Below are 25,943 nucleotides of genomic sequence, written 5' to 3' on the forward strand. Positions count from 1 at the left end.
ACCCGAACGCGACGCAGCCTCTATCCATCCCTGCGCGGCCGGAGACGGCGAGCTCAGCGACGCGCCACTACTGGCAGGACGACGTCTCGGAGCAGAAGGCCCTCGCCCGACAAACCCTCGAGACGTTGCGCACCTACCGGGCGGCAGAGGTCGCCATGCGACGCCGCACCCGCTCATCGTCGTGGGGCTGCTCGCCGCCGTGGCACTCACCGGGCTACTCACCGCCACCACAGCCGGCTGGCCCGCGTCTCTTCTCACCTGGATACTGCTCGGCATGGGCACCTCCCTGGTGAACACGCCGTCGTCCCGGTTGCTGGCCGAAGCCTCGACACCGCAGAACCGGAACCTCGTCTACACGGCACAGTTCGCGCTCTCCCACGCCTGCTTCCTGATCACCTACCCGATCGCCGGATGGCTCGGAGGCGCAAGTCTGCTAGCAGCAGCCGTAACCCTCTCTGCCATCGCCATTGGATCTCTCACGGCCGCAACACTCCAAGCGCGCAAAGCCCGCCCTGAACCCACGGGCCAACCCATCGTCACCGACCGCACCGCAAACGTCCGTCGAAACTAAGTATCGGCGGACGTTTCTGACCCCGCTTTTCGCGGAGCAAGCGCTGGCACGTCACAAACGATCGTTTCCGGCGGAAGCCTAAGCGGTGTGACGCGGCTTTGAGCCCAGCTCCTATGCTCTTATCTCATGAGTTATCTCGCTATCGTCGAACGCTTCGTCTCGCACCACTTTCCGCACGCGAGTGTCGCGCTGCTCGCGGGAAGCACGGCTCGCGGAACGAGGACCTCGACCAGCGACATCGACCTTCTCCTTCTCGGTGAAGAGATCTTCGCCGACGACCGCACGAGTCTGGCGGCGGCGTACCGCTTCGAGGACGAGATCTTTGAGGTCTTCGCGTATACCGAAGCGGGCTTCACGGTCTGGGCGAACCGCGGGTTCGAACAGCATCGACCAGTGATTGTCCAGATGCTTATTGATGGGATCGCTGTCCGTGGCGCAACCGAACACGAGAGGTACAAACACGAGTGGTCTTGCAAATACGAGGCTGGGCCGACCCTTGACCCTACGGAAGCAACGTTCCGTCGCTACGTCATAACGGACTTGCTGGATGACTATCGAGACGCAACCGACCCGGTTGAACGTCACATACTTGCGGCCCTCCTCTACGAGAAAACGGCTGAACTCATACTGCTCTCGAACTCGCGTTGGATCGGCGCGGGCAAGTACCTCCCGCGACGGCTCACAGAGTTCGATCCAGATCGCGCTTCCGCTTTGTCCATTCCCCTAACGGAGAGTCAGCACGATCGTTTTGCGACTCAGATCGAGATCGAACTCGACCGTGCTGGAGGTCGCGTTCAGGAGGGCTTCCAGCGATAGCTCATCGCGCTGCTGCCGCGCCGACGCCGAACGCGCTTTCGTGGCCCGGTATCCGCGGGCGGTGAGGAACCCCACCTCGGCCTGCCGCAACACACGGCACACGAGCTCGACCCCGAAACGACCACGCATCTTGTCGACGAACGCGATCATCTCTACGAGGGGCGGCCGAGCTCGGTCGCGAAAAACATGCTCGTTGACCGGAGGATCTCGTTCACCTTCTCCAACTCGGCGATCTGCTTCTTCAACCGCATACTCGACATCAACAAGCAGACGCACCTCATCCCCGAGGCCGTCGACGCCGCCCAAGAAGCACTCCTCATAGGAGGATAATCGGCGCGGGAACCACGACACTTATCGCCGCAAGTCACACCCCTATTCAGCGCTGCACGAGACACCTCGCCGTAAACGATCGATTTCGGCAGCTCCTGAACCTCGCTGCCGAACGACCGGCTCGGATCTGTCGCGGGCGAATTGCTCGCCGTGAAACTGCTTGAAGAGGCCGCGGGGAAAAGAATGAGCCGCTGAGAGTGTGGCGGGGCACAGCAGCGGTCCCGGTTCAGTCTGGGGAACTGGTCGGGACCGCCGGTCGGCTTCGCTGGGGACTCCGCCGACCAGACCGCCTACGTAGCGCGGCCACAAACAACGTAGCCGGGGCCTCCCCGGTGTTCAGAGGGGCTTGCTTAAGCAGCCGCCGTGATAATTCGTCGCAGTGACGCGGGTCACTATCAGCAATCCGCAACAGACGAGAGCGTTGCCCTACGTCCAAGCCCGGTTCAATCGGCGGAAGTTACAGCAGCTCGTCCACGCCATAGATCTGTCGTTTCGGGGGGCGACGAGAGTAGTCCCCGGCTGTCACTGCTGGGCTGTCCCTGAACCAGGGTGTCGTTAGGGGCAGCCCAGCCCGGCTCAAACGCCGGCTCGAACAGTGCGTTGCGCCCACTCCCCAGTACCGACCGACCCACCGCGCGGTAGATCCATGGTCGCACCTTTGCTCGGATGACAAAAGGTCTCGTGGACGCACCGAAGTAATGTGGTGTTCGGACATCACAGACTGAAGGACGGGGCTAGCGACTATCGTCGTGGCTCCAAGTCGGGTATCCGTGGAGACAAGAAAAGGATCCGTCATGGGCAAGTTTATTTACGAGGGTGGGCCGAAGGTTGAGATCGAAGATCGTGCTCTCACGCATCTTCAGCTCGTGATGACTGCGAAGTTGCGGCGCGGTGAACCTTTCACTTTCACGTGGAAGGAAGACGTGGGCACTGGTGGGGGCCGTACAAGCGTCTGGATCCACCCGGGCAGTTCGATGGTGTTCAAATTCTTCGGTAGTCGAGCGCCAGCGATCAACCGTGCCTGGGTGGATGCTCTCGCCTTTGGCGCGAACTCCCCCACGGGGCTGTACCTCACGCCTGAACCGGTAGAAGAAACACGGTTGGAGCGCGACTCGGAGACTGCCTCAATCCGCGCGTGATTGCAACCCCCATCGAGCGCGTAGCACTCGTATGTAGGGTTCTGGCATGCGTGAGCGTTCGGTGGTGCAGACTCGTGTCAGCATCGACGGCTCCAGTTTTGTCCTTGCTCCCTCGCAGGACATCGAGCAGCTGTGTGATCGGCTGGAAGCTGCCGTCACGAGGACGGGGAGGGTAGTGCTCTTCGTAACCGCGGATGAGCGACGGGTGAGAGCGCTGATCACCCCGAGCAGCCGGGTTGTGATCTCTGAAGAGGACGTGCATGTCGATTCCGACGATGCCGTGCTTTCGCTGAATGGGTCGGGGAGCTGGGATCTGCTCTAGGCCTGCTCGAGTTCGGGCGTGTCCAGCACTTCATCGACGAGCGCAATCCCGCCGCTGGAGTTCGCCGTCTGCATGAGCTGCTCCACCCATTTCATGTTGATCTGAGGTGGTTCCGGTTCTTCGAACACGAACCGCAACGGAATCGAGGGATGAATCCAGATCGTTGAACGCCCGCCGGGTTCGCCGACGGGGTGCTTCCAGGAGAGCGTGAAACTCTCATTGCGGCGGAGCTTCGTCGCAATCACCAGTTTGAGATGAGCGAGCGCGCGATCTTCGATGTGAATCGGCTCGGTGCCTGGACCGTAAAACAGGATCGCCATGCGACCTACCCTACTTACGGTGCTAGTCACAGTGTGGCCGATACCCGCGTGAGACGTTGCGTCCATGATCGACGGCCGACCACATAGTTGTACGGCAGGCGCATCTGCGTCTGATCTTCGTGGTCGGGCCGTTCGCTAACGTAGAAGACGCACTCCTCAGACCCCGCACTTGGAGGCAGCCTTGAGTCTTCTGGAAGAGGTTCGGCGAATCGTCGACGCAGTTCCCTCGGGCAGGTGATCACGTACGGCGAGATTGCTTCGCTGGTGGGGGTTCATCCCAGGCAGGGCAGGCCGGCTGGTGGCACGGCTCGAAGATGACAGTCCTTGGTGGAGAGTGGTGTACAGCGATGGGTCTCCGGCGACCTGTCATGATGGTGCCGCTCGTACTCTTCTTCGGGAGGAGGAGACACCGATGTGTGGTGAACGAGTCGATGTCAGGAGATCTCTTGAGCAACGTCGAAGCTCCTGATCCTTTCGCTCTGCTTCGCCATGAGCTGATCCACGATGTCGCCAACAGCGGTTTCCGAGAGCAGGGCATGGATCCCGTATATACGGCGGGCGCGAGCGCCCGTGTCGCTGTCATCGGTCAGGCGCCGGGTCGGCGTGCACAAGCCAGCGGGGTGCCCTGGGACGACGCGAGTGGCGCCACGCTCATGGAATGGCTGGGGGTCACGGAAAGACAGTTCCGTGACCCGGAACAGTTTGCTCTCCTGCCGATGGACTTTTACTACCCGGGACCCGGTCGGAACGGATCGGGCGATGCACCTCCGCGACCAGGCGTCGCCGCTCGGTGGCACCCACCTTTGTTCTCGTTGATGCCAAGTATCCGACTGACCCTTCTCATCGGTAGATATGCCCAGCAGGCATATCTACCGATCGCCACCACACAGACTCTGACCGACACCGTGCGGAACTACGAGCAGTTCCTTCCCGAACGATTCCCGCTGGTGCACCCCTCGCCGCTGAACTTTCGCTGGCATGCCAGGAACCCGTGGTATGCGACGGATGTCGTAGAGGACCTTCGTCGGCACGTCGAGAGGGCACTGCGGTAAGTTCCCGTAGCAATCGCCGCGCCGCTGCAGCTTGGCCGCCATGTCCACCTTTTGGGGGACATGGATGGTAACGTTTGGTTAGTAGCTGGGGCTACTTGCGGAGCGTCTGGGGCGCTACGCCACACGCAACGAGGCGATGTCACGTTTCTGTGACGAGCCCTCTCGGAGCCTCGGTTCTGGGGAACTCATCGTTTCGAGAAGGCTGCCCCTCGGCTAGAGAGTCTTTAACGCGCAATACGCAAGGCGGGCCCGCGTAGTATCGTTCCCACTCGAGTGGGGGGTCATCCTGTGGGTGTTTCCAGGACTCCCTCGAGGAACGTGATGCCTCCGGAGCTGTTGGCTGACTCCATCAGCGTGTGGATCCATTGCAGGTTGAGTTGCGGGGGTTCGAGCTCATCGAAGGTGAATTGCAGTGGGATCGACGGGTGTAGCCAGATGGTGCTGCGCCCTTCAGGGTCCCCTTCCGGATGACGCCAGGACAGGGTGAAGGACTCGTTGCGGCGGAGCTTGGTGGCGACGATCACTTTGAGGTGTGCGAGGGCACGTTCCTCGATGTGGATCGGCGCTTCCGACCCGCCGTAGTGCAGTGTGCCCATGGTGGACGACATCCATTCTCGGAATGACAACTCGGTCACATCGGCGAGAGGCTCGCTATGCCTACGGTTGCCCTTCCAGGTTAGTGGGCGGGTACCAGACCCGTTTGCCCTCCACCGATGCGAACGACGTGAGTGTGTGGGGTTTGGTGGAGGTGGCGCTCATGATGTCCTTCACAGAAATGTGGCGAACGAGCAGCGCGTCCGCGATGAGAGACCGGTGGCAGCGCCACGGGACCGCTTCCGCGCACATGATGGCCACAGTCTTCTCTTTTGCTCGATCGATCAGACGGTCTATTCCGCGCGAGAAGGGCTCGGTTTGCATGTAGTCGGCGTAGCTGCGGAAGCTTTTGTTGCGCCAGGCGCCGTTGATGCTCTCGACGTTCACGGGGGTGTGGCGGAGACCGCCGAGTTCTTCCATCCGCGCGTACTGCAGGCCGGCGTCCGTCAGGCTTTCCTCAAGCGCCTGCGCGCCGAATTGCGGGTTATGTCGGGAGCCGGGAACCGTCCGCACATCGATGAGTTGTTGCACGCCGTTGTTTTCGAGCAGCGCTATGAACTCCTCGATCGGGTGTGTGGAGTGACCGATGGTGAACACTGTAGGGGGTTGCATCCTGCTCCTGAACGGTTGCGAGCGGTCGGTTTGCGACCGGGGAACTCCTCGCACCCAAGGGGTCCCCCGGTCAGCCGATCAGCGGCTCGCTCCCTTGCGTGGCTTGAGGAAGACGTCGGGTTCGCGCTTTTCGCGCTTGGCCGCTCGCTTTTCCTTGATCGACAGCTGAGCGATCTTTTTCGCTCCACGTGTGGTTGGTGACTTACCGGGCATCAGAACTCGCTTCCCCTATTGGCTGGCGGATGAACCTCTGACCATAGCCGTCTTCCAAGGGAAGTCAACTTTGCAATCCGCCGCGCAGTCGCGGTGTAGGAAAAGGCCTTTCCTTTCAGATGAAGTCGTTTGCGGATGCTTGGGCAATGGTGTGTGCACGAATGTCGTGCATGGTGTGCACTGCTGCCGGATTCACTCCTGGAGGGCGCCCTGCGAGCTCTTGGATACGTTCGCAGATGAGGTGGGGGTCGACGTCTCGGTTCACCAGGAGTGCGGTGACGTCGGTGTCGATGCCGCGTGCTCGTTGGATGCGTCGATGGATGGACATGGCCCATCGGTGAACCTTCGAGGTTGTCCACGCGTCGGTGCAGTGGGGGTGATCGATGACGACGATGACGTGAGACAGCGAGGCGGGGACTGTCGACGTGTTGCGCTTGTGGCGGCGAAGGAGGGCTGCCAGTCCTGCTCTGGTGTGCGCGCTGGTGCCGTCGATCCCGATGACGCTCACGCTCGGTGGCAAGGACGCAGAACTTTTGGCTTCTGCGGTGGCGCTGAGGCATTGCAGGGGGTCGCCGGTCACCTCGACGAAGTGCCGCGAACTGCGGTGGTGTGTCATTCGCATGGCATCTCCGCATCGAAGGACGATGCGCGCGAGGCGGTGGTGCGGGTTTCACGTTCGCGGAGACGATGGAGCGTTTCTTGCAGCGCGGCAATGCGCGCTGTCGCGGCTTCGCCGATGAGTACGGCGGGGCTGTGTTCGGTGGTCATGGGGCTTCCTTGGGTACGGCAAGAGAGCGCGTCCCAGAGGACGCGGCGCACGTGGCTACGAGGCGTTACGCGCGCTGCGGTGGAGCCCGTCGAACACGCAAGAACCGCGAACCGTCACTGGGGGAAGAATCCGCAGCAACCCGGGAGCGGGCAGCCGGCTGTGCAACGAGAGCGTTGCGTGAAGCAAGAAGGGCTGCCATGCCCTCACCCTAGCTAGTCGGGGGGTTAACGCAACCGGCTCGCCTACCGAGGTGGGTAACTTGCGTTTTCTGTAGGTGAGGCTATGGTGAGGGCCATGACCACCGGTGTTGACCCCATTCGCTCGGAGCGCTTCGCAGACGCCTCCGTCGTGACGAGTGTGGTCGACATCGCAGGTGCGCGGCACGAGGTCCTTCCGCCCCGGTTCACCGGCGGCGACCTGCTCTTCCGGTCCCCATCCCGCGCTGCATCCCCGTAGACCCGTCGTCGGGCTACCCGGTCACCCAGCGCGTCGCGGAAGCGGCGCTTTTTTTGTACCCAAAGGAGCAGTCATGGCAAATTTCCCCCTCTCTGACGTAACGGTCGAGACCCCCCACACCCTCGACATGAGGACACAGCTCGAGCAACGTCTCCAGGAGCGTCAGAGTCTTCTGGCCGAGCTGGAGCCTCGCGCGATTCCGACCATCGACCCTGTCGCGTACCAGACAGCAGCGGCGCACCGTGTCACGATCCAACAGATCAGCGCGGCTCTGGAGCGGTTGGATGCGGGCACGTACGGTCAGTGCGTGCGATGCGGGCGGCAGATCGCGCCGGCGCGCCTCGAAGTGGTCCCCCATGCATCCGCCTGCATTGAGTGTCAGAACCATGCCGAAGCCGCGTAGCTGTAAACCGATCGAGATCCCGTCGTGTCCGCCTGACCCGAGAGGAATCCGGGTGATCATCGTTCGTCGAGGATCCCGGCTCTCAGGCCCGCCGTCGGAACAGGGTGATGCCCGGTTCCATACCCAGAAGCCCCCTGGCGTGGCGCAATCCCCGGGGTGGGATGACGACCTCAGCCGGGCAATCGCTGCCTGAATTGTCGCCTGCAGGTGGGTGCCGATCACACCGCGCACTTGTCCACAGCAACCAGATGGGAAATCAGATGTCAATCAAACGCCGGTCGAGTGCGTCCGCGATCGGCGGGATTGTCGCAGCCGCAATGATGCTCGTTGGGTGCGCGGGGATACCCGCCGACGTCGATGGCACTCTCCGCGCTGCCCAGGGCGGCGACCTACGCGTAGGAATCACCCACAACCCACCGTGGACAGACACCACAGACCCAGACAAACTCTCCGGGGAGGACGTGCGACTCGTCGAGAAATTCGCCGAGTCGATCGACGCAACCGTTGTGTGGACAGTGGGAAGTGAAGCTATCCTCACCGACCAGCTCCACACCGGTTCCCTTGATCCTGTCATCGGCGGGTTCACCGATGACACACCACGGACCGACAACGCATCGACGCCGCATCCCCGCACGGCATCACGGTCGGCACCCGTAACACCGAAGCAGGAATGGCACGCGACCGCGGCTGACCTGCACGCGAAGGCTCGTGACACCGAACAGGTCTCGCGGGCCGGCGTCGGATTCAACACCGCGCCCCTCGCAGCGATGCGCCGAAAATCCCTGCCGTAAGGGGTTTTCGGTGATCGTTTGTGGCGCCTCTAAAGCGCCGACGGTTCCGGTCCCGCCACAAACGATCGTTTTCGGCGGGCGTCTCCAGGATTCGACGATGCTGGCAGCCGGTATCTGGGTGCGAGTCTTCTGCGGCATGCGTGGACCTTCACGGACGACGATATCCAGGCGTTCCGGGATGAGCTGAAGAAGCGCTCCCTCGGCATCGCATCTCACTGGCAGCACGAGGACGGCATCGCATTCATCGTCGCGGACGGCCGCGACTGAGGCTCCTGGCCGCTCCGGGCATCAAGTCATCACGCGGCGGCGCGTCGCCTGAAATCATGCGGAACGCGCTCTCACCTGCTCAGCCCATCTCACTTCCCTATCTGGCCCTTTACCGACGATAAGACCAGTTATCGCAGCTATCCGAGTCACTCGTGCTGCTGTCCATCGCGTCGTCACCTGCGCGGCAAGCCGCGACGAATTCCTGACTGCGATGTAGGTGTGCGACGTGCACGACGTATGCAGACTTTGCACCGTGCGCACCGTGTACAACGTGTACAACGTGTACAACGTGTGCAACGCACGAGCAGCGGACCTCGCCTGGCCGAGGCCGACTCGCCAGCGGCGCTTATGGACGTTCCGCGACTTTGCGGATCCCTCAGCCTGAGACAGACGCGCTGGCTGGCTTCGAAGCTGACTCCCCGCCCTTCGGCAAGTGAGGTGTCAGGCCAGTTCGTAGTAACTCGATTCGCGCCTCATCTTGCGCGAGAAACATCGCCGCAAACTCATCCTCAAGAGCCCTCTGGCCTTGGGGGCCATACTCGTCCCAAGCGTCCCAGTCTTCCGACGCCCGTCTGTGCCACTCCACGTAGCGCTTCGCAGTCTCATGAACTAGGGCGACCTGAAATGCCGACCACTCGCTTCGCCAATCAAAGCCCACTTCTCACCTCACCCCAGATCCATCGCGGGTTCTTGCGCGTCATGCGGCGACCTACCCCCATTCTTGGGCTCCAAGATCTGCTCGAGGGCGTCCATGTCGCCCCCGTTTCGGAACCACTCGACGGGCGTCTGCTCTCCATGAGCGACCATGGTCGACTGCGGAGTGGACATCAGCCCCGAGACCGAGATCCAGTCCTGGCCCTCAAGAAGCGCGACTATCTCCTTCAGGTGCGGGAGCACTTTGCCCGGCGACGAGAGACTGAACTGCCAGGACGGAAATCGCTGGTGGCTCGCGAAGTTGACTGCGTAAAGTCGACCTTCGCTGACGGAGTCTCGGAGTTCTGTCGGGGTCAGATCTAGGAATGCCGCAGCATCGTCCGCAGACATGCTCTGGTTCAAGCTCGCGAGGAGCGACGATGCCGCCCGGGCGGGGAGATACCCGCGGGCTACGCTGAGAGAGAGTTCCTCGAACTCCTCGGCAGTAAACGTTCCGGAGCTGATCAGGAAGTCGATCTCCTGGGGCGACAGCGCCTCCTCGGCTTCGATCGGTCGTTCCGACAAGAGCGACTCAGTCAGCGCGCGAGCAATGAAGTCGCCATCCCCGTTGAGCCTCGTGATCGCATCAGCGAGCGCCTGGACGACGTCTTCAGACGGTCTCGCTTTCATGCGGGAGCGGTCGGGCGGGGCGGGCTTTCGAGAGTCCATAGGCACAGCGTAGGTTAGACGTGCGACAACAGGAGACGCATCCGGCCTGCTCGATGCGCCTCCTGTCTTCAGCTCACAACTGGGCCTCCACGCCGCCCGTCAGAGTCGCCGCGGGCGCGCTCTCGTCGATCTGAGATCCGTCTCGAAGCGTTTACGAAGCGGTTGACCGTTCGCGATCGTCGTACCGAGCCAGCGATCCACGTAGGCCGGCCACCGATTCGAGGCACGTCCACGCTTCGGACCGCTCGGCCGCATCCGTTTCACTCAACAGGTGCTCACGGGGACATCCTCTGTTTTTGCGCAACTGTTCATGCCAAGGTTCACCGCGTCGTACGTTCCCTATCCGCTGCTCGAAGAGCTATGCCTCTGGTGGGTGGGCGAACAAGCGGGCCTCGGTGTCACGCGAGCTCAACCTGGGCACGGCTTTTCGCAGCAGCTCGTCGCCGCGATAGCCATGGTTGGAGGGTAGCGCAAGCAGCGACGCTAATGGAATGAAGATCCTTCCCTCATCAACGGCTAGCTCCGTCTGCTCGTGCACCACTGGCAGTTGCCACCACCAGGTCAATATCTTTCCGGATATGCACGGAGATAGAGCGACGAACGCCCGAGTAGCCAGGCTGTAGCTCGGTACTTGAGTGGCGCTACCCAGTCGCTACACAAAAAATGCAGCATGACCTGGGAGTTCAATGAACTGTAGCTTTGTAGCGAGTAAATCAAGGAAACCGCCGATCTTGACTATGGAACGGCTAGACACCTCACCCCCGCCGCGAACCTTCGACGCTGGGCTACCTCGCTACGCAACTGGAATTTTCCTGTTCAGGTGGACATTCAACTACCGGTGCGCTGGATACTCTTGCGCTACCTGACGGCTACGCGAAATAGCGATAGCTGAACTAGAGGAAGTGGCTGGCGGTCATTCAACGCGCTGTTGCCAGCGCCGGCATGCACCGCAAGCCGACCCCAGTCTTCCCGAGGTGCAGGCGAGCGCTAGAGTCCCCTCATGACCTGCTCCCGGCACGCAAGCCCAACGTTCTGCATCACATCGGATGGAGTTTGCCGAGCATGAGGGTCCGCGCAATTGCTGCAGGGTCAGAGCACTGCCTCGCACTCACCACCGACGGCCGTGTGTTGTCGTGGGGGAACGCTGAACCTCCGCCGGAGAACCTCCGTGACGTCACGGCAATCGCCGCCGGCACATTTGTGAGTCTCGCCCTCCTCTCTGACGGCTCAGTCGTCGGGTGGGGCGCGACCGAGGTTCCGGATGGCCTGAGGGATGTCACAGCAATCGCGGCCGGAGGTGGGATGTGCTTCGCGACGCAGACCGATGGAACAGTTGTCGGCTGGGGAAAGCACTTCGTGCACGACGCCATGGCCGCTATAGAGTGGCAAGCCTCATCGCCGCCGTCCGTCGTCTCGAAGAGCGGAGGTTTTGCTCTGTCGATCGATGCCAATGGCGCCGTGTCGCGGCAGAAGTTAGGCGACTTCATGATGGGCGCTGTGCCGGATCCGCCGCCTGGGGCATCGCGGAGCGTTGCATCCGTCGGCGCCGGTTTCGCTCACGGTCTGGCTGTGCTGGAGGACCGATCGGTTCTGACTTGGGCCGAACAGGACCAGCTTCGCGACGCCAACCTGACGCCCCCGACGAATCTCAAAGACGTCGTGGCTGTGGCGGGAGGCGGTGCCTTCAGCCTCGCGCTACGGGCAGACGGTCAGGTGGTCGGCTGGGGACAAAACGAGTTCGGACAAACAGACATCCCAGACGGGCTCGGGGACGTGGCCGCCATCGCAGCTGGAACACATTTCGCTGTTGCCCTTACAACAGCCGGGAAGGTGGCCGCATGGGGTCGCAAGCAGGTCGGGCAGACATCGGTTCCGTCTGTCATCGCTGACAGCCTCGCGATGGCCGCGACCAAGCGCCCGCTAGGACCCATCACGCTCAACAAGGAAGCGCTGCCAAAGGCACTGATCCTCAAGGGGTCACCGGACGAAGATCAGGAGACCTCGCTGTCGCGCCTTCCCGATGATGCTTCGCTTATCGGGACCATCGAGCAGATGTCTCGCTTGGTGGATGCGCAGGGATTTCAGTATGAGGCACGCCGAAGCGTCGCATGCTCCTACAACAATTTCGCCGCTCGCCAGATCGCTATCGGTGACAACGAGGATGTCCAGGCCGCGATAGGGGCGCTTTTTCGAGCAGACGAAACTCTCGACGCAATCCCCTATGGTGCGGACGGGATCCCCCGGGACTTCGAGACGCGCTTGATCATCCCCGTTGCGCGCGCCGTTCTCAGAATCAACCTCGCACTGGCCTTACACCGCTCGGGTGATGTAGCCCGCGGCGAACCTCTACTGCGCGAAGCTAGGCGACTCATTACCCAAGCCGAGGCGGACCCACTGGCCTCTCGAGGTTCGGACTCGGAGCACGCCAAACGCGTCCAGATGGTGCTTTCCATCTTGCGGCAGGTTGAAGCGCAGACGATGGCAGCAACGTCCGCGGTTGCCTCACGAAGGCCGCAGCCGGAATCTTCGACCGACACGAAGTCGTCCGGGGGTTGCTACATCGCAACCGCCGTCTACGGTTCGTACGATGCGGCGGAAGTGCTCGTCCTTCGCCAGTTCAGGGATGAATGTCTGAACACGACCGCTCCCGGCAGAACACTTGTCCGCATCTACTATGCGCTCAGCCCTCGCGTCGCAGGAGCGTTCCGAGACAGACCCTCAGTCAACAGAATCGCGAAGCGGGTACTCGATCGGATCGTACGACGACTACAGGCCCGTTATCCCGTTCAGGAACACAAGCGGCGAACTCGACCTTCCTTGTGAGCTCGAGAGCGGAGGCTCGTTGCTCTCCCGCGGAGCCGAACAGGAGATGACAAGCACGCACTTTGCGGGCACCGATGCACTCACCGAGACAGTCTCCACGCGTCGTGCACAGATCGAGTAGTCACCTTAGCTACCTGCTCCAGGCGACCATGACGGGCCGCGCCGCGACCAATGCCGTTGCAGAAGAGCGGGACGACGAAACGAGCCAGTGCGAACTCATCACCTCTGACGGCGTTGCGATGACCGAATGAGCAGAACCTCGAAGGAGCTCTGCGCACAGCTGGCGGGCTTTCGGGGTGATCACAGAGCATCCAAGATGAGGGCACGCAAACGCCCAGCCTCATCCGAGTCGATAGCTCCGCGATCAACGAGATACTCGATCCGCTCGAGCTGTTCGATCGCCCCGCTCGCACTCTCAGAGCTTCCGACAGCCGTCGGCGACTCGGCGAGCGGCGGCTTCTCGAGCGATGACGCGACTCGATTCACCTGCTCCGCGATCGCCCGGGCACTATTCACTGCACCTGGTGCGATCCGGATCCTCAACTGCCATCCCACCGAGCCGATCTGAAACTCCGCCTCACGAGTATCGATGGTCGTCTTCTTTTGAAGAGCCATTCCCGCGATGATCGCCGAACCGGGAAGCGGCGACAGCAATGCCATGCGAGTGAGTGTAGGGCGCTGCACCACCTGAGTCTGTCCATCGAGGTACACCTGCGCGGACGTATATTCGTCGACAAGCCGGGCAGTATCCCCAGCGATGATTCGGTCTGACCTCACCTCGATTGACTTCGCGTCGCTTCCCCCTGGACCTACTAGCGCTCCCTTCCGGGACCATTGAGCGAGGAGGCCCTCCGAATCGACGATGCCGATCCGCCGCGATCCAACGCGCACTTCACCCTGGACGTCACGGCGCTCGATCTCTCTGGTGGTGCGCTTGCGTTCTTTGCGATCGCCGTGAACACGCGCATAGTTGGTCGCATCGAGGATGTACTTCTCTTCGAGAAGCACATCCCCAGCGCCGCCCGCGCTGCCTGCCAGATTCAGGAGTTCGTCAATGACCTCCGAAACGGTGCGATCGCCGGCAACGTCGACGAGTTCGCTCGAGCTGGGAAGCGCAGTCACCTCTCCTTCAGCCAGATCAAGAATCGTTGCCACCGCCGCGATCTCCGATGCCGACTCTTCGCCGGCTGAAGAGCCAAGGCCCGCACGTGACGCTTTAGCGTTCGCGGCGCGTTCGCGCCATTCATCCGCGATCACCTGATTGGCCGACTTCCACTGCTCAAATTCTCGCTGCCTCTTCCGCCTCACCTCGTCCATGCGCTCGCGAGTTCGAGCGTTATCGGCTGCAAGTCTCGCGGCCCAGGCGTCGAGCTTCTCGTTCGCTAGCTTGCCGGTCGGGACCGCATCAGTTGGTGCTTTCGCGGCGTCCTGCAGCTTCTGAAAAAGGGCCTCAGCGTCAGCGCTCGATTTCTTCAGGAAGTGGATCAGAGTGACACCGACACCACTTTGGATCGAGATCAGGCCGTTGGCAAGAAGCGTCGGCTTTTTCAGTTGTAGCGCCGTGATCTCCGCAACGGGTATGTCTCTAGTTGTCGCGCCCAGTGCGATCTTCGTCGCGCCGTTAGATGCCTCTACACTAAGGACCCCGTCGTCGAGGCGCACCTTCGAGCCGTACCCTTTGAACTCCACCAGCTCCCCCATCGTCCAACTCTTCAGCGAGAGTACCGCGAGACTGCGGATCGCGCGGGATCCGGTATAGGACCATGGCAGGGGACCCCATCGCGCCATCTCCCCACCCTCCTGCCAGAATGATCGACATGCCGCTCACACCCGAGAACGTCAGCCCCGATGTTTTCGCCCGCATGCTCACAGACCCGGAACTGCGCCCGCTGCTGGGTCTCGAGATCTCCGACTCGACAGCCGAGACCGTCGCCGCTTCACCAGGCTTATCCGCGCACTTCTACGAGCGGTGGGCGGCGCAGCACGCCGAGGTCACCCCGGTGCAAGCGTCGTCTGCCTCATCGTCGGCAGTCGCAGACGCACGCGTTGCGACCGCCGATCACGCACCTGTCGCGGTACCGCTCGATCTCCGACGGGGTGTCCACGCCCTCATCTGGCCCGCCGCGAGCGTCCTGATGATCGGCCTGACTCTCGTCCTGGTCATCGCCCTCGCGCGCAGCGACGACCCGAACCTTGGCATGCAGGCGGCCACCTACTGGACCGGCGCGGGATACTTCTTCGCGATCATTCTGGGTATCCTCGGAGTCGTCTTCGGGATCAAGTCGATCCACCAGGGATTGACTGCCGCCGGCGGCACACCGCGTCGGGGCGCGGCGATCGTCATGGGCACGATCGGACTCATCGCGAGCGCCTGGTTCATCCTCAGCTGGCTGGTCGGCTGGGTCACGCTTTGAGCTTCGAGTTCCAGGATTGGCAGTCGCGCGGTTCAAAAAGCACTAGCCCGTCGAGCGCCCAACGCAGTGCCGAGGAATGCCCCGCATGCTCGTGTGCCGTCCGATGACGGGCTGATAACGATCGCCTCCTCGAATCTATCCACGCACTGTGCGGCGCCTGTGTGCCGCTAGCTTGAGATTCGCTGACGTGTCGTCGGCATTCACACACACACTTGTTGGGGGATGCGCTCATGCGCCTATCGAAGAAGAACTCTGCCGTGCTCGCTCTTGGGGTCGTCGCCTTGCTGCTCAGCGGATGCTCGGCTCCGGCCGCCGAGCCGAAGCCGGAGACGACCACTGCTGTCTCCGAGGACACGGCCACCGTCGAGGAGGCGAGCAGCGATGCATCGTTCGTCGACAACGTGCTGACCCTGCCCGAGTACACGGTCACCATCACGGACTCGAAGAAGATCGCGGTCGGCCAGCCCGGGAACGAGTACGGCGAGAAGCCCGTTATCGCGTTCTGGTACGAGGTCACCAACACCTCCGACGACGCGATTGATCCGACGACCGCCTGGATCGGCACCTTCACTGCGATTCAGGACAACGACCCGAACGCTGTGAACGAGCTCAACGTCGCCTCCCTCCCGGACGCTCAGTTCCTCGACTCGCAGCTTCAGGACATTAAGAACGGCGGGACCGTCGCCAATGCCGTCGCCTACGAGCTGGACGACGAGACCACCCCCGTCGAGCTGGTCGCCTCCAACGACCTCGGCATGACCGAGATCGGGCGCGCGACGTTCACCCTGCAGTGATCTGCTGAGCACTACTCGAACGGCCCCTGGCGCACCGCCGGGGGCCGTTTCTGCCGGAGCCTCGGGTTCTCGAGCGGATCACCGTCACCGACGTCTCTCGGCCTCCTGGTCGATAGTCTCAGTCCCATGCCGTTGACGCTCGGAACGATCCTCGACTCGGAGTCGCTGTTCATCCAGGACGTACTGGTGATCAGGCATGCCTATAACGCCGAGCCGGCGTCGAGCCGCCTTGCTGGCGTCCACGCAGGCTCGATGGACGACGAGATCCTCGCGTACACACGCCGCCAGTCGGCGAAGTCGCAGATCTTCCCTGTCGCCCCGCCGCGATTCTGGATCGTGCTCATGCCGGAAGGCGGCGATCGTGGGCGCCTTTGGCGCGTCGTCGAGAACCGAGGAGAGCTCTCGAACGACGGTGAGCTCCGGGAGTTCGACCTCGTCGAGACTGATCACCTCCAAGACCTGCGTGGCCGACTCGTGATCGGATGGAAGGCGGGGCGGGTGTGGCGCGTCTACGGCCCGACAGCCGCGACCTATCCCGTGCTCGAGGTCGCCGATGCTCAGCCTCCGCGCTTCCCAGGATTCGACCAACTGGTCGTCTCGTACGACATGCTGAGGGCCGTCGTGAAGGAGCGTCGGTACGCCGCCTGGCAGACAGCGCTCTCGTCGGTCGTCGGGATCTATCTGATCACCGACACCCGCGACGGTCGCCACTACGTGGGTAAGGCAGACGGCGCCGAGAACATCCTGCAGCGATGGCGCACCTACGCCACCAATGGGCACGGCGGCAACGTCGCGCTGAAGGAGCGAAATCCGTCGACCTTCCGATACTCACTACTTCGGGTCTTCGACCCCTCGACGCCACTCCGGGATATTAACGCCGCTGAGAGTCACTTCAAGCGAGCGTTGGACAGCATTACCCACGGGCTCAACCGCGGCTGAGCACAGGCAGGTCCACACGCCACAGGCCGTTACCGCGGTCGCTCGGGCGCTTCGAACGCCCGCCCGCAGCTACCGCGGCTTCTTCCTCGGAGACGAAACCGCTAACGGATCCCAGCCCGATCTGAATCTCAGGCTTTCCGTCGAGGCGCTGAGCGATGATCAGGTCTTTGCGCACCTTGATCCCGGGCGCGAATCCCCCGACCACGTTCTTGATCTGGTAGATCGCGGCGTGGTTCTCCATGGGCATCCTGAACTCTCGGAGAGCCGAAGAGAGGTCATCGAAGTGCTTCACCATGTCCCGACCGTATCTCACGCCGCGCTGACCACTCGTCTGGGCTTGAGGACGTGCAGGCTAGTACGAGATCTAGCGCGGGGTCATAAGCCCCGACGGGTCGCCACCCTTTATGACCCCGCACGCGACTGCCCCAGAAGCACGCGGATCCTCGCTGCTCTGCCGCGCTCGATTGCTGGGGCACTTCGTCTTATATTCCTAGCAATCGAGCAGAAGTGAGTGGTCGCCGGGGTCTCCTTCTACCCCGCAGGAATCCATAGGCCGCAGCCGTTCGTCGTGAAGCCCTCTCCAGAGTTCACCGTCACCGTGACGCCGTTGTGCGCGGCTCCGACGAAGTTGTTGTCGAGGATGTCACCGGAGCCGTCGTTGCGCTCCCAATAGCAGTCCTTCACTCCCGTCGCCGTCCGGTACGTCCCCGGCTGGATCGTCTGACCGACGATGTGATCACCGTCGTAAAAGCCACCGAGCACCATGTCCATCTTCGGAGCAAACTCCGGGCAGTACACGCGCACCGCGGCGATATCGATCTGACGTGACTCGGTCTGGTCTCCCCACAACATCGGATACACGTTGTCTGGGGTGTAGTACTCGTGCAGGTACTCGCAGTACTCGCGGCCGTCGAATGGAGGGGACATGCCGTTCCCCTCGAATGACGCCGCCATTGTCTCGTACTGATTGTCGAGCGCCTTCTCCGCCGCAGCTGCCACCTCTGCATCGCGTTGCTCTTTCGAACCGACCAGCAGGATTGCGATGTCCACAGAGGTCGCCGCGTCCTTCAACTCCTCGGTCGTCGGCTCCGACGAGTCGAGCAATTTGGTGAGGGAGTCGATCTCCGTCCGAAGCTCTTCCCGCTTCGCAGCGTCGCCGTAGGGTTCTGACTCGACGTAGCGAAACTCGCCCGCTTCCAACGCGGTCTGCGCCTCCTCGAGTGCGTCTGCATGGTCCTGTTCCGCCTGGACGCGCTCAGCCTCGGCTTGCGCATCGGCTGCAGCCTGGGCCTCGGCGCGAGCATTCGCATCCGCTACAACGACACCCGTCGTGATGCCCGCCGCAACAAGAACCACGACGGCGACAGCCGCGATGATCAGATTCCGCTTACGGTGACCAGCCGACAGTGCCGCCGGAGACTCGGATTGCTCGTTCATGAGCCGAATCCTATCGACCCGACTCGTCCTACGATGATTAGCGGCTGCGCGCTACAAGCGACAGGGCGACATTGCGCGTTCCTCACCGCCTAATCGAAGAGCGGGCACACCCACCCGGTCGGCACCGCTCTTTGGTGTGCGTCAGGTGGTATGCGCTCGGCCGCGGGCGCGCAGGAGCAGGATTCCTGCAACGATCACGCTGCCCCCGATCAGGCCCAGCGCAAAGAGCGGTGCGCCACCGGTCGCGCCGAGCTATACAGCGCCGCCCTGGATCGCCCGGTTGCTGGGGCAGGCGGCTTCCGACTCCAGAAACGTCACTACGGGAGCAGTCGCCCCTGGCGATCGCTGAAGGAGATCAAGCGCGCACTGAAGGCTGGCGAGATCACGTGAAGCCCGCCGTCGCCCTCGCTTAGTTGCACCTCAGGGTCGATAGCTCCGTGCTCGCAGCTCCGGCTTCCGAGATCAGCATCTCGAACCTGCCATAGTCACCAGCCTTAAGAGCGGGGAGCGTGGCGTTCGTCATACCGATGACGACGCCCCCCCATCCAGCACCTTCGCCTCGATGTAGGCGCCATTCGGGCAGTCCTGGATCGCGAACGCCTCCACAACACGGCATCCGACGCTCGAGATAGAGCACGCGGTACCGTCCGGGGCCTCGCGAATTGCGAGTTCATTCTCAATGTTCTGGTACCCCTCGGGGGCGTCGAGCAACGACGGCTTCGTCGTTGCTGAGCATCCACTCAGGAGGAGGGTAGCGAGGACAGCGACGGCGGCGAGCGACTTCATGTTCACGGTCGAAGCGTATCGGTCCGGTTGCTGCCCGAATCTACTTTGCAGACGATCGACCCCTCGCGATCCCGCTCGAGCACTGCTCAGACGCCGATCAGCAACTCAGCCCCACCTCACTTCAACGTCTGGCCCATTGGGCACGATAAGACCCCTTATCCGGACTATCGGCGCGAACCCCAGGGAACTCAGAACATAGAACGCATGTTCGAACGTTGCTAGTCTGGGTTCAGGCCGGAGGAAGGGCGCCGGCATGGGAACCAGCAAGCGACTCGCCCCGTACTACGACATGCAGGCGCAACACCAAGCCATCCTCGCCGCGGCCAAGCGCGGCCCGCTGCAGTCGCTTACAGATCGCGAACTCGCGCTACGGGAACAGCCCCTCACGGTCTACCCTCACGCCCTGCAGAGGCGTGTGCGGGCATGGGTGAGGTTCGGTCCTGAATCAATCCGCGTTGAGGCGAAGATCGTGCGCTCAACGCCCCTCGCCGCAGGGATCGAGTTCCGCGCTCAGGCACACACCTTTCGTTGCTGGGTGTGGGGTAACGCGGTAGAGCTCGAGGACGACTGATCGTTAGCGATCCCCATCGTTCAAGCCTCGATCTCTGTCACCTCGAGCACTTCGTCGACGAGCGCGATTCCGCCCGTGGAGCCGGCTGTGTGCATGAGTAGGCATTCGGCGAAACCCGTCCGAGACAGCTTCTGTAGATGAAGCATCCGCGACTGCCCGCTAACCGGAGAGCTCCTGAGGATCGCCGCCCTGGCCGCTACTCGCCCTGTGTATACCGGACTATCACCGAGCCGAGCGGGCGCTCAATCTCGGTGAGGCAACGAGGGGAGGCCAGGGGGCTTGACCGCAACAAGGATGGCTGAGCGCCCAACGCATGGCGCCGTCGCACGTCAATCGGATGAAAGAATGAGCGCTGCTCGAATCCCTGTCGAGTATTGGTCTGGTTGCTCCCACGCCGCGAAATGACCACCGGAAGGCATCTCCTCCCAGCGCTCCACGTTGAAGAAGCGCTCGGCGAACTCCGGGGGTGCGTTGACCAGGTGCTTCGGGAAGATGGTGGACGCCGTTGGCGCAACTACCCGCTGCCACGGCTTGGAGCCTCCGGAGGCGTACGGCGCGAAGGATGAGCCGATGCAGTTACCGAACCAGTACGCGCTGACCCAGGTCAGGAGCTCGTCGCGAGTGAAGACCGCCTCCACATCGCCACCGCAGTCCGTCCAGTTCGTGTACTTCTCGATGAGCCACGCAGCAAGGCCTATCGGAGAATCGCTCAGACCGCTCGCGAGCGTGTGCGCCTTCGTGGACTGCTCATGCATGTACCCACCCTCCGAGACCTGCCAACGTCTCCCCCGCTCGAAGCAGCTCTCCTCTGCGCACGACGGTCTCTGTGGAGGGTTTACGAGAAGTGGTATTGCGACACGTCGGTGAAATGAAGTGCTGCCACCGCCTCTGGCCGCCGCGCAGCCATAGCCTCGGCCACGTCACAGTATTGGGCTTCAACTTCCTGAAGGTGTTGCTTCACAGAACGCGACGGTGTCGTCTGTATGCAGCATGAGAATATCCCCGTTACCAGCGCTTCGGTTGTTCCGGTCGTGGAGTGTTCCTGTGCTCAGTCGCGCCGTCAGCAACGTCGTTTCCCAGCAGTAACGCAGAGGGAAGCGAGGTCTGGTTCGGCCAGGAGCTTGCGTAGTCGCCAACTGTCAAAGCGCCCCGGTAAGGTCGGGACGTGATCGTGTTCTCGTGGCAGATGGCTGAGGAGCTTGCAGCTGCTCACATGCGTAACCTCGGTTTCGAACGAGTCAGGCGACTGCCCGACGGCATCGATGGTGGAATTGATGTAACGGCAGAGGGTGCCGCCGCGCAGGTGAAGCACCACGCCGTCGCAATCGGGTCGCCCGATGTTCAGCGACTACGTGGTGCCGCACCCCATGCTGAGGCATTGCTGTTCTACTCAAGTTCGGGGTACACGCGAGCGGCGAAGGACGCCGCCGACCTGGCCGGTATCAGCCTCTTCCGCTATACAACTTCGAACGAGGTGTTCCCAGAGAACCGGTTAGCCGAGGGCCTCGTGCAGCGTTCGGAAGGTGACTCGCTGCTCCCAGCGATCTTCGATGCGATGCGGGCGAGTGCGCGCGCTGGCATCCTTCATGACTGGGTGAATCGCACGATGCAAAAGAACTGGGCCAAGTCAACGCGCGTCACGAGCGGAGAGATCACTCCGCACATGAAGGAGATCGATCGACTGACCGCTTTTCTCAGAACGGCACCCGCAGTTACGGCAGCTATGGAAGACGTCGCTCGAGCGATCACCGACCCCCTAAGACTCGAGGCGATAACTTCGTCCGATGTTGACGGAATCAAAGTCAGCGCAGAGAAGCTTCGGCAAGCCACGGAAGTATTGCTCTCGCTGGTAACCATCGATGCGAAAGCTGCCTCCTCGCTGAACTCAGCCCTCCAACGAAAGCTCGAGTCGAAGGACTACGCAACACTTCGCGATGCCGGTGAAACTCTCGGCACTTTCGCGGAGTCGCGCTCGAGTTGAGCGACAACGCGCTCAATCGATTTCGCACCCGTCGCCGCGATGGTGAGTATACGAACTTCGCGCGTCTTACGCCGGCCCGGCGCGACCTCGAAACAGCTCTGGCCGCCGAGCGCGACGAGCGCTGGCCCGTAATCTCGAGCGTTGAGGCTTGGCGGCACTATGGTCGTGCAACTATACGAGGGTGAAGTACGCCAGTCCGATGCATGCCTACAAAGCCAAGCAGTGGAACGCTGCGAGCCTTCATCTTCGGCACTACGCGCTACAGGCTCAATTAGACCCCCGGTTCTGGGGTCGCCGAACCATGAAGTATTTCGACTCATGGTTTGGGCGGCTCGCAGCAGCGCTTCGAGACATCGAGACTCTGGACGCGCTCGAGGCAGCGGCGCCGCGGATAGCGACCGTTTATCCCGAGCTTGTCGATCTCGATCAGGTGGGTTCGCAGCTTGCGTTGTGGCGGTCCGAAGCGCGAACAGCCGAGTTCTTGCTGGGCAGCATGTCGTCGGAAGCGCGACGTAGCACCGACGACCTGGTGCGGCTGGCGCAGGCCGCGGGTGTTACCCGGGTGAAAGCCGTTCTGGAGCGATTGCAGAAGTTTGAGCAGGCGCATCGAGAGCCCGACGACCACGCTGGGCATTGGATTCTTGGTCCGCGGCTCCCGCTCCCCGAGCACCGATCCATACCTGTGTACGACTGGAGTCCCGAGAACCGGGCGCGCACGAAGGCGGTTCGTGCATATTCCGAGCGATTCCGGGATGCGCTCTGGACAACCGAGCCGCTTCCGTTTGGCGAAAACGAGCGATATCTGACCGACGCATTGCGAGACGAGAGCATCGACAACCCTCTCTCCGTCGAATCAATCCGTGTGCACGAGCGGATCGTGGAAGTCTTCCCCGACCCGATAGCTCAACACTTCGGTCGGTTGCATCGCGCGCACCGCCTCCTCCATGAAGGCGACGTGCAGGACGCGTTCGACGAAATGCTGGAAGCGCACGACGTCTGGTTCACGTCATGGAGCGTGCGTCATCCGGAGCTCCGCGTCCGACTGCCGTTTATCCGCTCATGGGTGGGGAACCTTCACGGCCTGACTAGCACCGGGATGCTCTTCCGCGACGAGATCGAAGTTGCACTTCTGCGGCACTTCGATGAATACCACAACACGCATCAGTCGAGCGAGATACGTGATCTCGTGACGAGCAGCATCAACGTAAAGGGGCTGCGGATCGAATCCGAGCAACTCTTCAGCTGGCTTAACCCCCATCCTCAGATACTGGTCGAGGTTCCCAGAGTTCCCGCGATCGATCTCAAACCGCTCCTGCGGAAGAGATATCGGGAGGCCGAAAACCGCGTCCGGCTAGCGCACGGACTGCCGCGGGTCGGTGAAGCATGGGTATCCGAGGTGGCGTTGCTGTCCCTCGTGCGGCAAGCATTCCCCGCTGAAGAGATTGTTCATCAAGGCCGCCCTGAATGGCTGGGACGCCAAAGTCTCGATATCTACTTCCCGCAGAGGCACCTCGCCGTGGAGTATCAAGGAGAGCAGCACGACCGGCCCGTAGAGCGCTTCGGAGGCGCTGGTGGTTTCGCTCAACAGCAACGCCGAGACGCCATCAAGAGAGAGTTGTGCGAGAAACACGGATGCACGCTCATAGAGGTGCGGCCCAACTACGATCCGGAGGCGGTTGTGCTCACAATCTCCACGGCGCTCGCGGCGAGGTCGACCTCGGCACAGCGGTCGGTGTTCTAGCCATGCCGGTGCAAACGGGGTGCTCTTGTGCCACCGCGACCGGAAAAGCGAGACACTGGCGATGTTCGAGCCAGTCGCCTGACCGAAGGACCGCCATGATCGACCACGACCAGAACGCCCGTCTCGCGCGCTTGCAGGAGGTCCGCGCCGGCATGGAGGCCCTGCATGCGGACGCGCTCACAGAGCGAGATGGCAAGACTTTTACGACCGAAGAGACGGTTGCTCAGTCTCGATGACGTGCGGGTCGGCGCTCAGTGAGCCGGCCTCAGCTCTCCGCGCGTGACTTCTTCGGGAACGACACCGTCTCGCCCGCAGCGAGTCTCCGCGCGTCTCCAGTGGACAGCGTCACCACCGTCCCCGAAGCCGAGTGCTCGATGCGTTCGATCGCCCCGTCGACAGTCACCCGACCGATGTCAGCGGCGCCGAGCGACTCCGCCTTCTTGCGGTAGACGAGTTCCCGTGGCGGGCCATCGGGGGCGTCCGGAGAGCACATCCGGCACCGTCGATACCGACCCACACTCGCGAGCTCGTCGACTGTTACGTAGACGGCCTCGTAGTGGCTCTGAACAACGTCTCGGGCGGGACCGATCAATGAGAGTCCGTCCTCGTAGGTCTCGAAGATCTCGTATCCACCGGCGTGCTCTTCCCTAACGTCGCCGCGCACCTGGTGCTGGATCGACGGACAGTCCTCGCGATGTAGGACATGGCGTGACTCACTCGTGCGGTTCAGGACCAGGCGGGGGCTCTCGGACACGTCGCCATTCTCGTCGATATACCGATGATCTCCCGATGCGACTGTGGATAACCCCCTCCGTGGCGCGGCGCGCTCGTACCCTCTCGGGATGCACGTCTTCACTCTGGGCATCCGCGACGTCGCGATTGTCTACGATCACCGTCAGCACCATATCCTCCGCCGGCTCGCGAGACGACGTCGTGTCGTCGCGAACCTGACGCCCCTTGACGGCGAGGACGGCCAACCGTGCAGCGTTCAGGTCTCGATTCGCTCCCGCATGAGAAGCCACGATATTGGCGAACTGACACCCGAAGACGCAGCCTTGTGGTGGAGGCGGATCAGAGCTTTAACGACCATCGGCAACGTCGTGCGCCTTCCCGCGGCTGTGGTGTTTCGCCACTGCGACGAGATCTGGATCGGCGAGGAGCTGACGTAGTTCTGCGCCCACTGCAACTCGCACCCACTGCGGCACCGGCCGTTCTTCTGCTTTGGGATCGGCTCTGACGGACGAGGGTGCGCTGCGCGCGAGAGCGGGCCGACGAAGCGCCGACCGCTCGGCGGCAGTCACCTCCCGTAACTATCGACGATGCCGGACTGCATCAGAGCGGCCTATATGAGGCTGTGGGGAGCGCCAGGGCGAGGCCGACAGCTTGCGCCCATCGCAGGCCCATTATCCGGCACGGCGCCAACAGAGACGATGTTTGGGGTATCCATGTATTCCACGCAATAAAACGCCGGGTGACCGGGTCGCAGGACACGCGGCCACCACCGCCAAACAGATAGGGTGCGAGAGTGACAGACCTCGACAATCTCCTGAGCACCCTGTATCAAGGGGCGGAGAGCCGCGGCTTGCCGGTCGTCGATGCCGCGTTTCTGCAAGAGCCGACCTTCGCCCTTCATGTCGACACGACGTCTCCCGATGAGGCGCTGGATCTCGCCCAGCGGATGCTCTCTCCCTTCGTCAGCATCACCGTCGATCTCTTCAACGCGGAAGAGTTCTTGGACGAGTTCGACGGCGAGGTCACGCCCGAGATCGCGCGCCTCGCTCGCGAACGCAACGACCAGCCACAAGGTGTGGCACTGCGGTGGTTTGGCCTCGGCGCAACCGGCCTTTACCTCGCCGACGCAGAGTGGGCTCAAGATCTCGCGACTTTCAAAGAGAGCTGGGCGGAAGGTCAGCAGTCCGCGTGGGCGGAAGAGCGAGACGCGCGTGCGGTTCGGATCGCCTCTCTTGCCGACCGAATCGAACTCGACCCGCGATACCGCGCGGCTGGACAGAATCAACGCACCGTCATCGGACGCATTGTCATGGATGAGCTTCGCCACGCCGACGATGACGCCACGACTGTGAAATGGGCGCTGGAGCGCGCAAGTAAGTCTGTACGTGAGAACGCGGCGACCGCCTACCTCTCCGTGTCTGAGTCGGTAGAGGTGGTTGCGAATGAGCTTCGAGATACGGATGACTGGCGGAAGTCACGTACGGCCAAAGAACGCGAGGCGACAGCTCGGGCGTTCCTCCTGGAGAGGACAGGATACGCACCCACCGCCGCCCTCGTTGAGATCGTTGCCCGCCAAGCACACACCTGGCGTTGACGCCGACCCCGCTCAACGACAAGGCGACTGCGTTCTCGGCGCTGCGCTCGATCAGCAGTCGCGACCAGTGCGTGCTCGCAGGCGAGCACGATGGGCTTGAACACCACCCGCACG

At 62.4% G+C, this 25,943-nt stretch carries 31 protein-coding genes and 1 pseudogene; 20 read left to right on the top strand and 12 right to left on the bottom strand.

All coding sequences use genetic code 11. The annotated features are described in order from the left end of the window. Positions 1 to 181 precede the first annotated feature (181 nt). The 5 genes from FGL91_RS15730 (at position 182) to FGL91_RS15750 (ending at position 3,178) form a co-directional block, all read left to right on the top strand. Complete coding sequence (locus tag FGL91_RS15730; RefSeq protein WP_194239251.1) at positions 182 to 571, top strand: hypothetical protein; 390 nt, start codon at positions 182 to 184, stop codon at positions 569 to 571. Positions 572 to 697: 126 nt separating this feature from the next. Next, positions 698 to 1,387 carry a nucleotidyltransferase domain-containing protein gene (locus FGL91_RS15735; RefSeq protein ID WP_153244294.1) on the top strand — a complete coding sequence of 230 codons (690 nt, stop codon included), beginning with the start codon at positions 698 to 700 and terminating at the stop codon, positions 1,385 to 1,387. A 186-nt stretch (positions 1,388 to 1,573) separates the two neighbouring features. Next, a complete protein-coding gene (locus FGL91_RS19165) occupies positions 1,574 to 1,717 on the top strand; it encodes a hypothetical protein (protein ID WP_227991670.1) in 144 nt (47 codons plus the stop codon). Between the two features lie 794 nt (positions 1,718 to 2,511). Next, entirely contained in the window at positions 2,512 to 2,856 is a 345-nt protein-coding gene (locus tag FGL91_RS15745; protein WP_153244295.1) for an ATP-dependent DNA ligase, read from the top strand. 46 nt (positions 2,857 to 2,902) lie between these two features. Then, positions 2,903 to 3,178: a hypothetical protein gene (locus FGL91_RS15750; RefSeq protein ID WP_153244296.1), complete on the top strand. Its 276-nt coding sequence runs from the start codon at positions 2,903 to 2,905 to the stop codon at positions 3,176 to 3,178. Here the strand turns inward: FGL91_RS15750 and FGL91_RS15755 are convergent. Further along, positions 3,175 to 3,498 carry a hypothetical protein gene (locus FGL91_RS15755; protein ID WP_153244297.1) on the bottom strand — a complete coding sequence of 108 codons (324 nt, stop codon included), beginning with the start codon at positions 3,496 to 3,498 and terminating at the stop codon, positions 3,175 to 3,177. The two genes, FGL91_RS15750 and FGL91_RS15755, sit on opposite strands and share 4 nt — an antisense overlap. A 446-nt stretch (positions 3,499 to 3,944) precedes the next feature. Between FGL91_RS15755 and FGL91_RS15760 the strand changes: the two genes are divergently transcribed. Then, the gene (locus FGL91_RS15760; RefSeq protein ID WP_227991671.1) at positions 3,945 to 4,550 is read left to right on the top strand and encodes a uracil-DNA glycosylase family protein; all 606 of its coding nucleotides are present in this window, start codon (positions 3,945 to 3,947) and stop codon (positions 4,548 to 4,550) included. Between the two features lie 281 nt (positions 4,551 to 4,831). Here FGL91_RS15760 and FGL91_RS15765 read toward each other — a convergent pair whose 3' ends face one another. The 4 genes from FGL91_RS15765 to FGL91_RS15780 form a co-directional block, all read right to left on the bottom strand. Further along, positions 4,832 to 5,146, bottom strand: a complete 315-nt coding sequence (locus FGL91_RS15765) for a hypothetical protein (protein WP_153244766.1) — start codon at positions 5,144 to 5,146, stop codon at positions 4,832 to 4,834. Positions 5,147 to 5,207: 61 nt separating this feature from the next. Then, positions 5,208 to 5,741 (bottom strand): DUF488 family protein, encoded by a 534-nt coding sequence (locus tag FGL91_RS15770; RefSeq protein ID WP_265491356.1) that lies wholly within the window; start codon positions 5,739 to 5,741, stop codon positions 5,208 to 5,210. A 343-nt stretch (positions 5,742 to 6,084) separates the two neighbouring features. After that, a complete protein-coding gene (locus FGL91_RS15775; protein ID WP_153244299.1) occupies positions 6,085 to 6,591 on the bottom strand; it encodes a hypothetical protein in 507 nt (168 codons plus the stop codon). After that, entirely contained in the window at positions 6,582 to 6,737 is a 156-nt protein-coding gene (locus tag FGL91_RS15780) for a hypothetical protein (RefSeq protein WP_153244300.1), read from the bottom strand. The genes FGL91_RS15775 and FGL91_RS15780 overlap by 10 nt, the downstream gene beginning before the upstream one ends. 295 nt (positions 6,738 to 7,032) lie before the next feature. On the opposite strand from FGL91_RS15780, the gene FGL91_RS18970 reads away from it, so the two are divergent. The 3 genes from FGL91_RS18970 to FGL91_RS15790 all read left to right on the top strand — a co-directional run bounded on the left by FGL91_RS18970 (position 7,033) and on the right by FGL91_RS15790 (position 8,388). Next, positions 7,033 to 7,194, top strand: a complete 162-nt coding sequence (locus FGL91_RS18970) for a hypothetical protein (protein ID WP_194239382.1) — start codon at positions 7,033 to 7,035, stop codon at positions 7,192 to 7,194. Between the two features lie 73 nt (positions 7,195 to 7,267). Then, positions 7,268 to 7,597 carry a TraR/DksA family transcriptional regulator gene (locus FGL91_RS15785; RefSeq protein WP_219846244.1) on the top strand — a complete coding sequence of 110 codons (330 nt, stop codon included), beginning with the start codon at positions 7,268 to 7,270 and terminating at the stop codon, positions 7,595 to 7,597. 260 nt (positions 7,598 to 7,857) lie between these two features. Next, a complete protein-coding gene (locus FGL91_RS15790; RefSeq protein WP_153244301.1) occupies positions 7,858 to 8,388 on the top strand; it encodes a transporter substrate-binding domain-containing protein in 531 nt (176 codons plus the stop codon). Between the two features lie 933 nt (positions 8,389 to 9,321). Here the strand turns inward: FGL91_RS15790 and FGL91_RS15795 are convergent. Further along, positions 9,322 to 10,017, bottom strand: a complete 696-nt coding sequence (locus FGL91_RS15795; protein WP_153244302.1) for a hypothetical protein — start codon at positions 10,015 to 10,017, stop codon at positions 9,322 to 9,324. A 1,062-nt stretch (positions 10,018 to 11,079) separates the two neighbouring features. On the opposite strand from FGL91_RS15795, the pseudogene FGL91_RS19430 reads away from it, so the two are divergent. After that, positions 11,080 to 11,151: pseudogene (locus tag FGL91_RS19430) on the top strand (RCC1-like domain-containing protein); the annotation flags it as partial. A gap of 168 nt (positions 11,152 to 11,319) precedes the next feature. Continuing rightward, entirely contained in the window at positions 11,320 to 12,840 is a 1,521-nt protein-coding gene (locus FGL91_RS15800) for an RCC1 domain-containing protein (protein ID WP_227992084.1), read from the top strand. 300 nt (positions 12,841 to 13,140) lie between these two features. On the opposite strand, the gene FGL91_RS15805 is transcribed toward FGL91_RS15800, so the two are convergent. Next, a complete protein-coding gene (locus tag FGL91_RS15805) occupies positions 13,141 to 14,541 on the bottom strand; it encodes a hypothetical protein (protein ID WP_153244304.1) in 1,401 nt (466 codons plus the stop codon). A 116-nt stretch (positions 14,542 to 14,657) separates the two neighbouring features. On the opposite strand from FGL91_RS15805, the gene FGL91_RS15810 reads away from it, so the two are divergent. The 3 genes from FGL91_RS15810 (at position 14,658) to FGL91_RS15820 (ending at position 16,987) form a co-directional block, all read left to right on the top strand. Next, positions 14,658 to 15,254 (top strand): hypothetical protein, encoded by a 597-nt coding sequence (locus FGL91_RS15810; RefSeq protein ID WP_153244305.1) that lies wholly within the window; start codon positions 14,658 to 14,660, stop codon positions 15,252 to 15,254. A 230-nt stretch (positions 15,255 to 15,484) separates the two neighbouring features. After that, positions 15,485 to 16,048, top strand: coding sequence for a DUF5067 domain-containing protein (locus tag FGL91_RS15815; RefSeq protein ID WP_136040651.1), 564 nt, complete (start codon positions 15,485 to 15,487; stop codon positions 16,046 to 16,048). Between the two features lie 126 nt (positions 16,049 to 16,174). After that, entirely contained in the window at positions 16,175 to 16,987 is an 813-nt protein-coding gene (locus tag FGL91_RS15820; protein ID WP_153244306.1) for a GIY-YIG nuclease family protein, read from the top strand. Here FGL91_RS15820 and FGL91_RS15825 read toward each other — a convergent pair. The 3 genes from FGL91_RS15825 to FGL91_RS15835 form a co-directional block, all read right to left on the bottom strand. Further along, entirely contained in the window at positions 16,974 to 17,228 is a 255-nt protein-coding gene (locus FGL91_RS15825) for a hypothetical protein (RefSeq protein ID WP_153244307.1), read from the bottom strand. The two genes, FGL91_RS15820 and FGL91_RS15825, sit on opposite strands and share 14 nt — an antisense overlap. A gap of 290 nt (positions 17,229 to 17,518) precedes the next feature. Beyond that, positions 17,519 to 18,424, bottom strand: a complete 906-nt coding sequence (locus FGL91_RS15830; RefSeq protein ID WP_153244308.1) for a hypothetical protein — start codon at positions 18,422 to 18,424, stop codon at positions 17,519 to 17,521. Between the two features lie 519 nt (positions 18,425 to 18,943). After that, positions 18,944 to 19,216 carry a hypothetical protein gene (locus tag FGL91_RS15835; RefSeq protein ID WP_153244309.1) on the bottom strand — a complete coding sequence of 91 codons (273 nt, stop codon included), beginning with the start codon at positions 19,214 to 19,216 and terminating at the stop codon, positions 18,944 to 18,946. Between the two features lie 247 nt (positions 19,217 to 19,463). Between FGL91_RS15835 and FGL91_RS15840 the strand changes: the two genes are divergently transcribed. Further along, positions 19,464 to 19,781, top strand: coding sequence for a hypothetical protein (locus tag FGL91_RS15840; RefSeq protein WP_153244310.1), 318 nt, complete (start codon positions 19,464 to 19,466; stop codon positions 19,779 to 19,781). A gap of 329 nt (positions 19,782 to 20,110) precedes the next feature. On the opposite strand, the gene FGL91_RS15845 is transcribed toward FGL91_RS15840, so the two are convergent. Then, positions 20,111 to 20,536 carry a hypothetical protein gene (locus FGL91_RS15845; protein WP_153244311.1) on the bottom strand — a complete coding sequence of 142 codons (426 nt, stop codon included), beginning with the start codon at positions 20,534 to 20,536 and terminating at the stop codon, positions 20,111 to 20,113. Between the two features lie 410 nt (positions 20,537 to 20,946). Between FGL91_RS15845 and FGL91_RS15850 the strand changes: the two genes are divergently transcribed. The 3 genes from FGL91_RS15850 (at position 20,947) to FGL91_RS15860 (ending at position 23,739) form a co-directional block, all read left to right on the top strand. After that, on the top strand, positions 20,947 to 21,762 hold the full coding sequence (locus tag FGL91_RS15850; protein ID WP_153244312.1) for a restriction endonuclease: 816 nt from the start codon (positions 20,947 to 20,949) through the stop codon (positions 21,760 to 21,762). Positions 21,763 to 22,063: 301 nt separating this feature from the next. Then, positions 22,064 to 23,503: a hypothetical protein gene (locus FGL91_RS15855; RefSeq protein ID WP_153244313.1), complete on the top strand. Its 1,440-nt coding sequence runs from the start codon at positions 22,064 to 22,066 to the stop codon at positions 23,501 to 23,503. 95 nt (positions 23,504 to 23,598) lie between these two features. Beyond that, positions 23,599 to 23,739 carry a hypothetical protein gene (locus tag FGL91_RS15860; RefSeq protein WP_153244314.1) on the top strand — a complete coding sequence of 47 codons (141 nt, stop codon included), beginning with the start codon at positions 23,599 to 23,601 and terminating at the stop codon, positions 23,737 to 23,739. Positions 23,740 to 23,768: 29 nt separating this feature from the next. Here FGL91_RS15860 and FGL91_RS15865 read toward each other — a convergent pair whose 3' ends face one another. After that, complete coding sequence (locus FGL91_RS15865; protein WP_153244315.1) at positions 23,769 to 24,257, bottom strand: hypothetical protein; 489 nt, start codon at positions 24,255 to 24,257, stop codon at positions 23,769 to 23,771. Positions 24,258 to 24,345: 88 nt separating this feature from the next. Here FGL91_RS15865 and FGL91_RS15870 point away from each other — a divergent pair, with 88 nt between their 5' ends. Both FGL91_RS15870 and FGL91_RS15875 read left to right on the top strand, forming a co-directional pair. Then, complete coding sequence (locus tag FGL91_RS15870) at positions 24,346 to 24,672, top strand: hypothetical protein (RefSeq protein WP_153244316.1); 327 nt, start codon at positions 24,346 to 24,348, stop codon at positions 24,670 to 24,672. A gap of 356 nt (positions 24,673 to 25,028) precedes the next feature. Beyond that, on the top strand, positions 25,029 to 25,829 hold the full coding sequence (locus FGL91_RS15875) for a hypothetical protein (RefSeq protein ID WP_153244317.1): 801 nt from the start codon (positions 25,029 to 25,031) through the stop codon (positions 25,827 to 25,829). The last annotated feature ends 114 nt before the right edge of the window (positions 25,830 to 25,943 follow it).

Source organism: Microbacterium sp. CBA3102 (assembly GCF_007954505.1).
GTDB lineage: Bacteria > Actinomycetota > Actinomycetes > Actinomycetales > Microbacteriaceae > Microbacterium > Microbacterium aurugineum.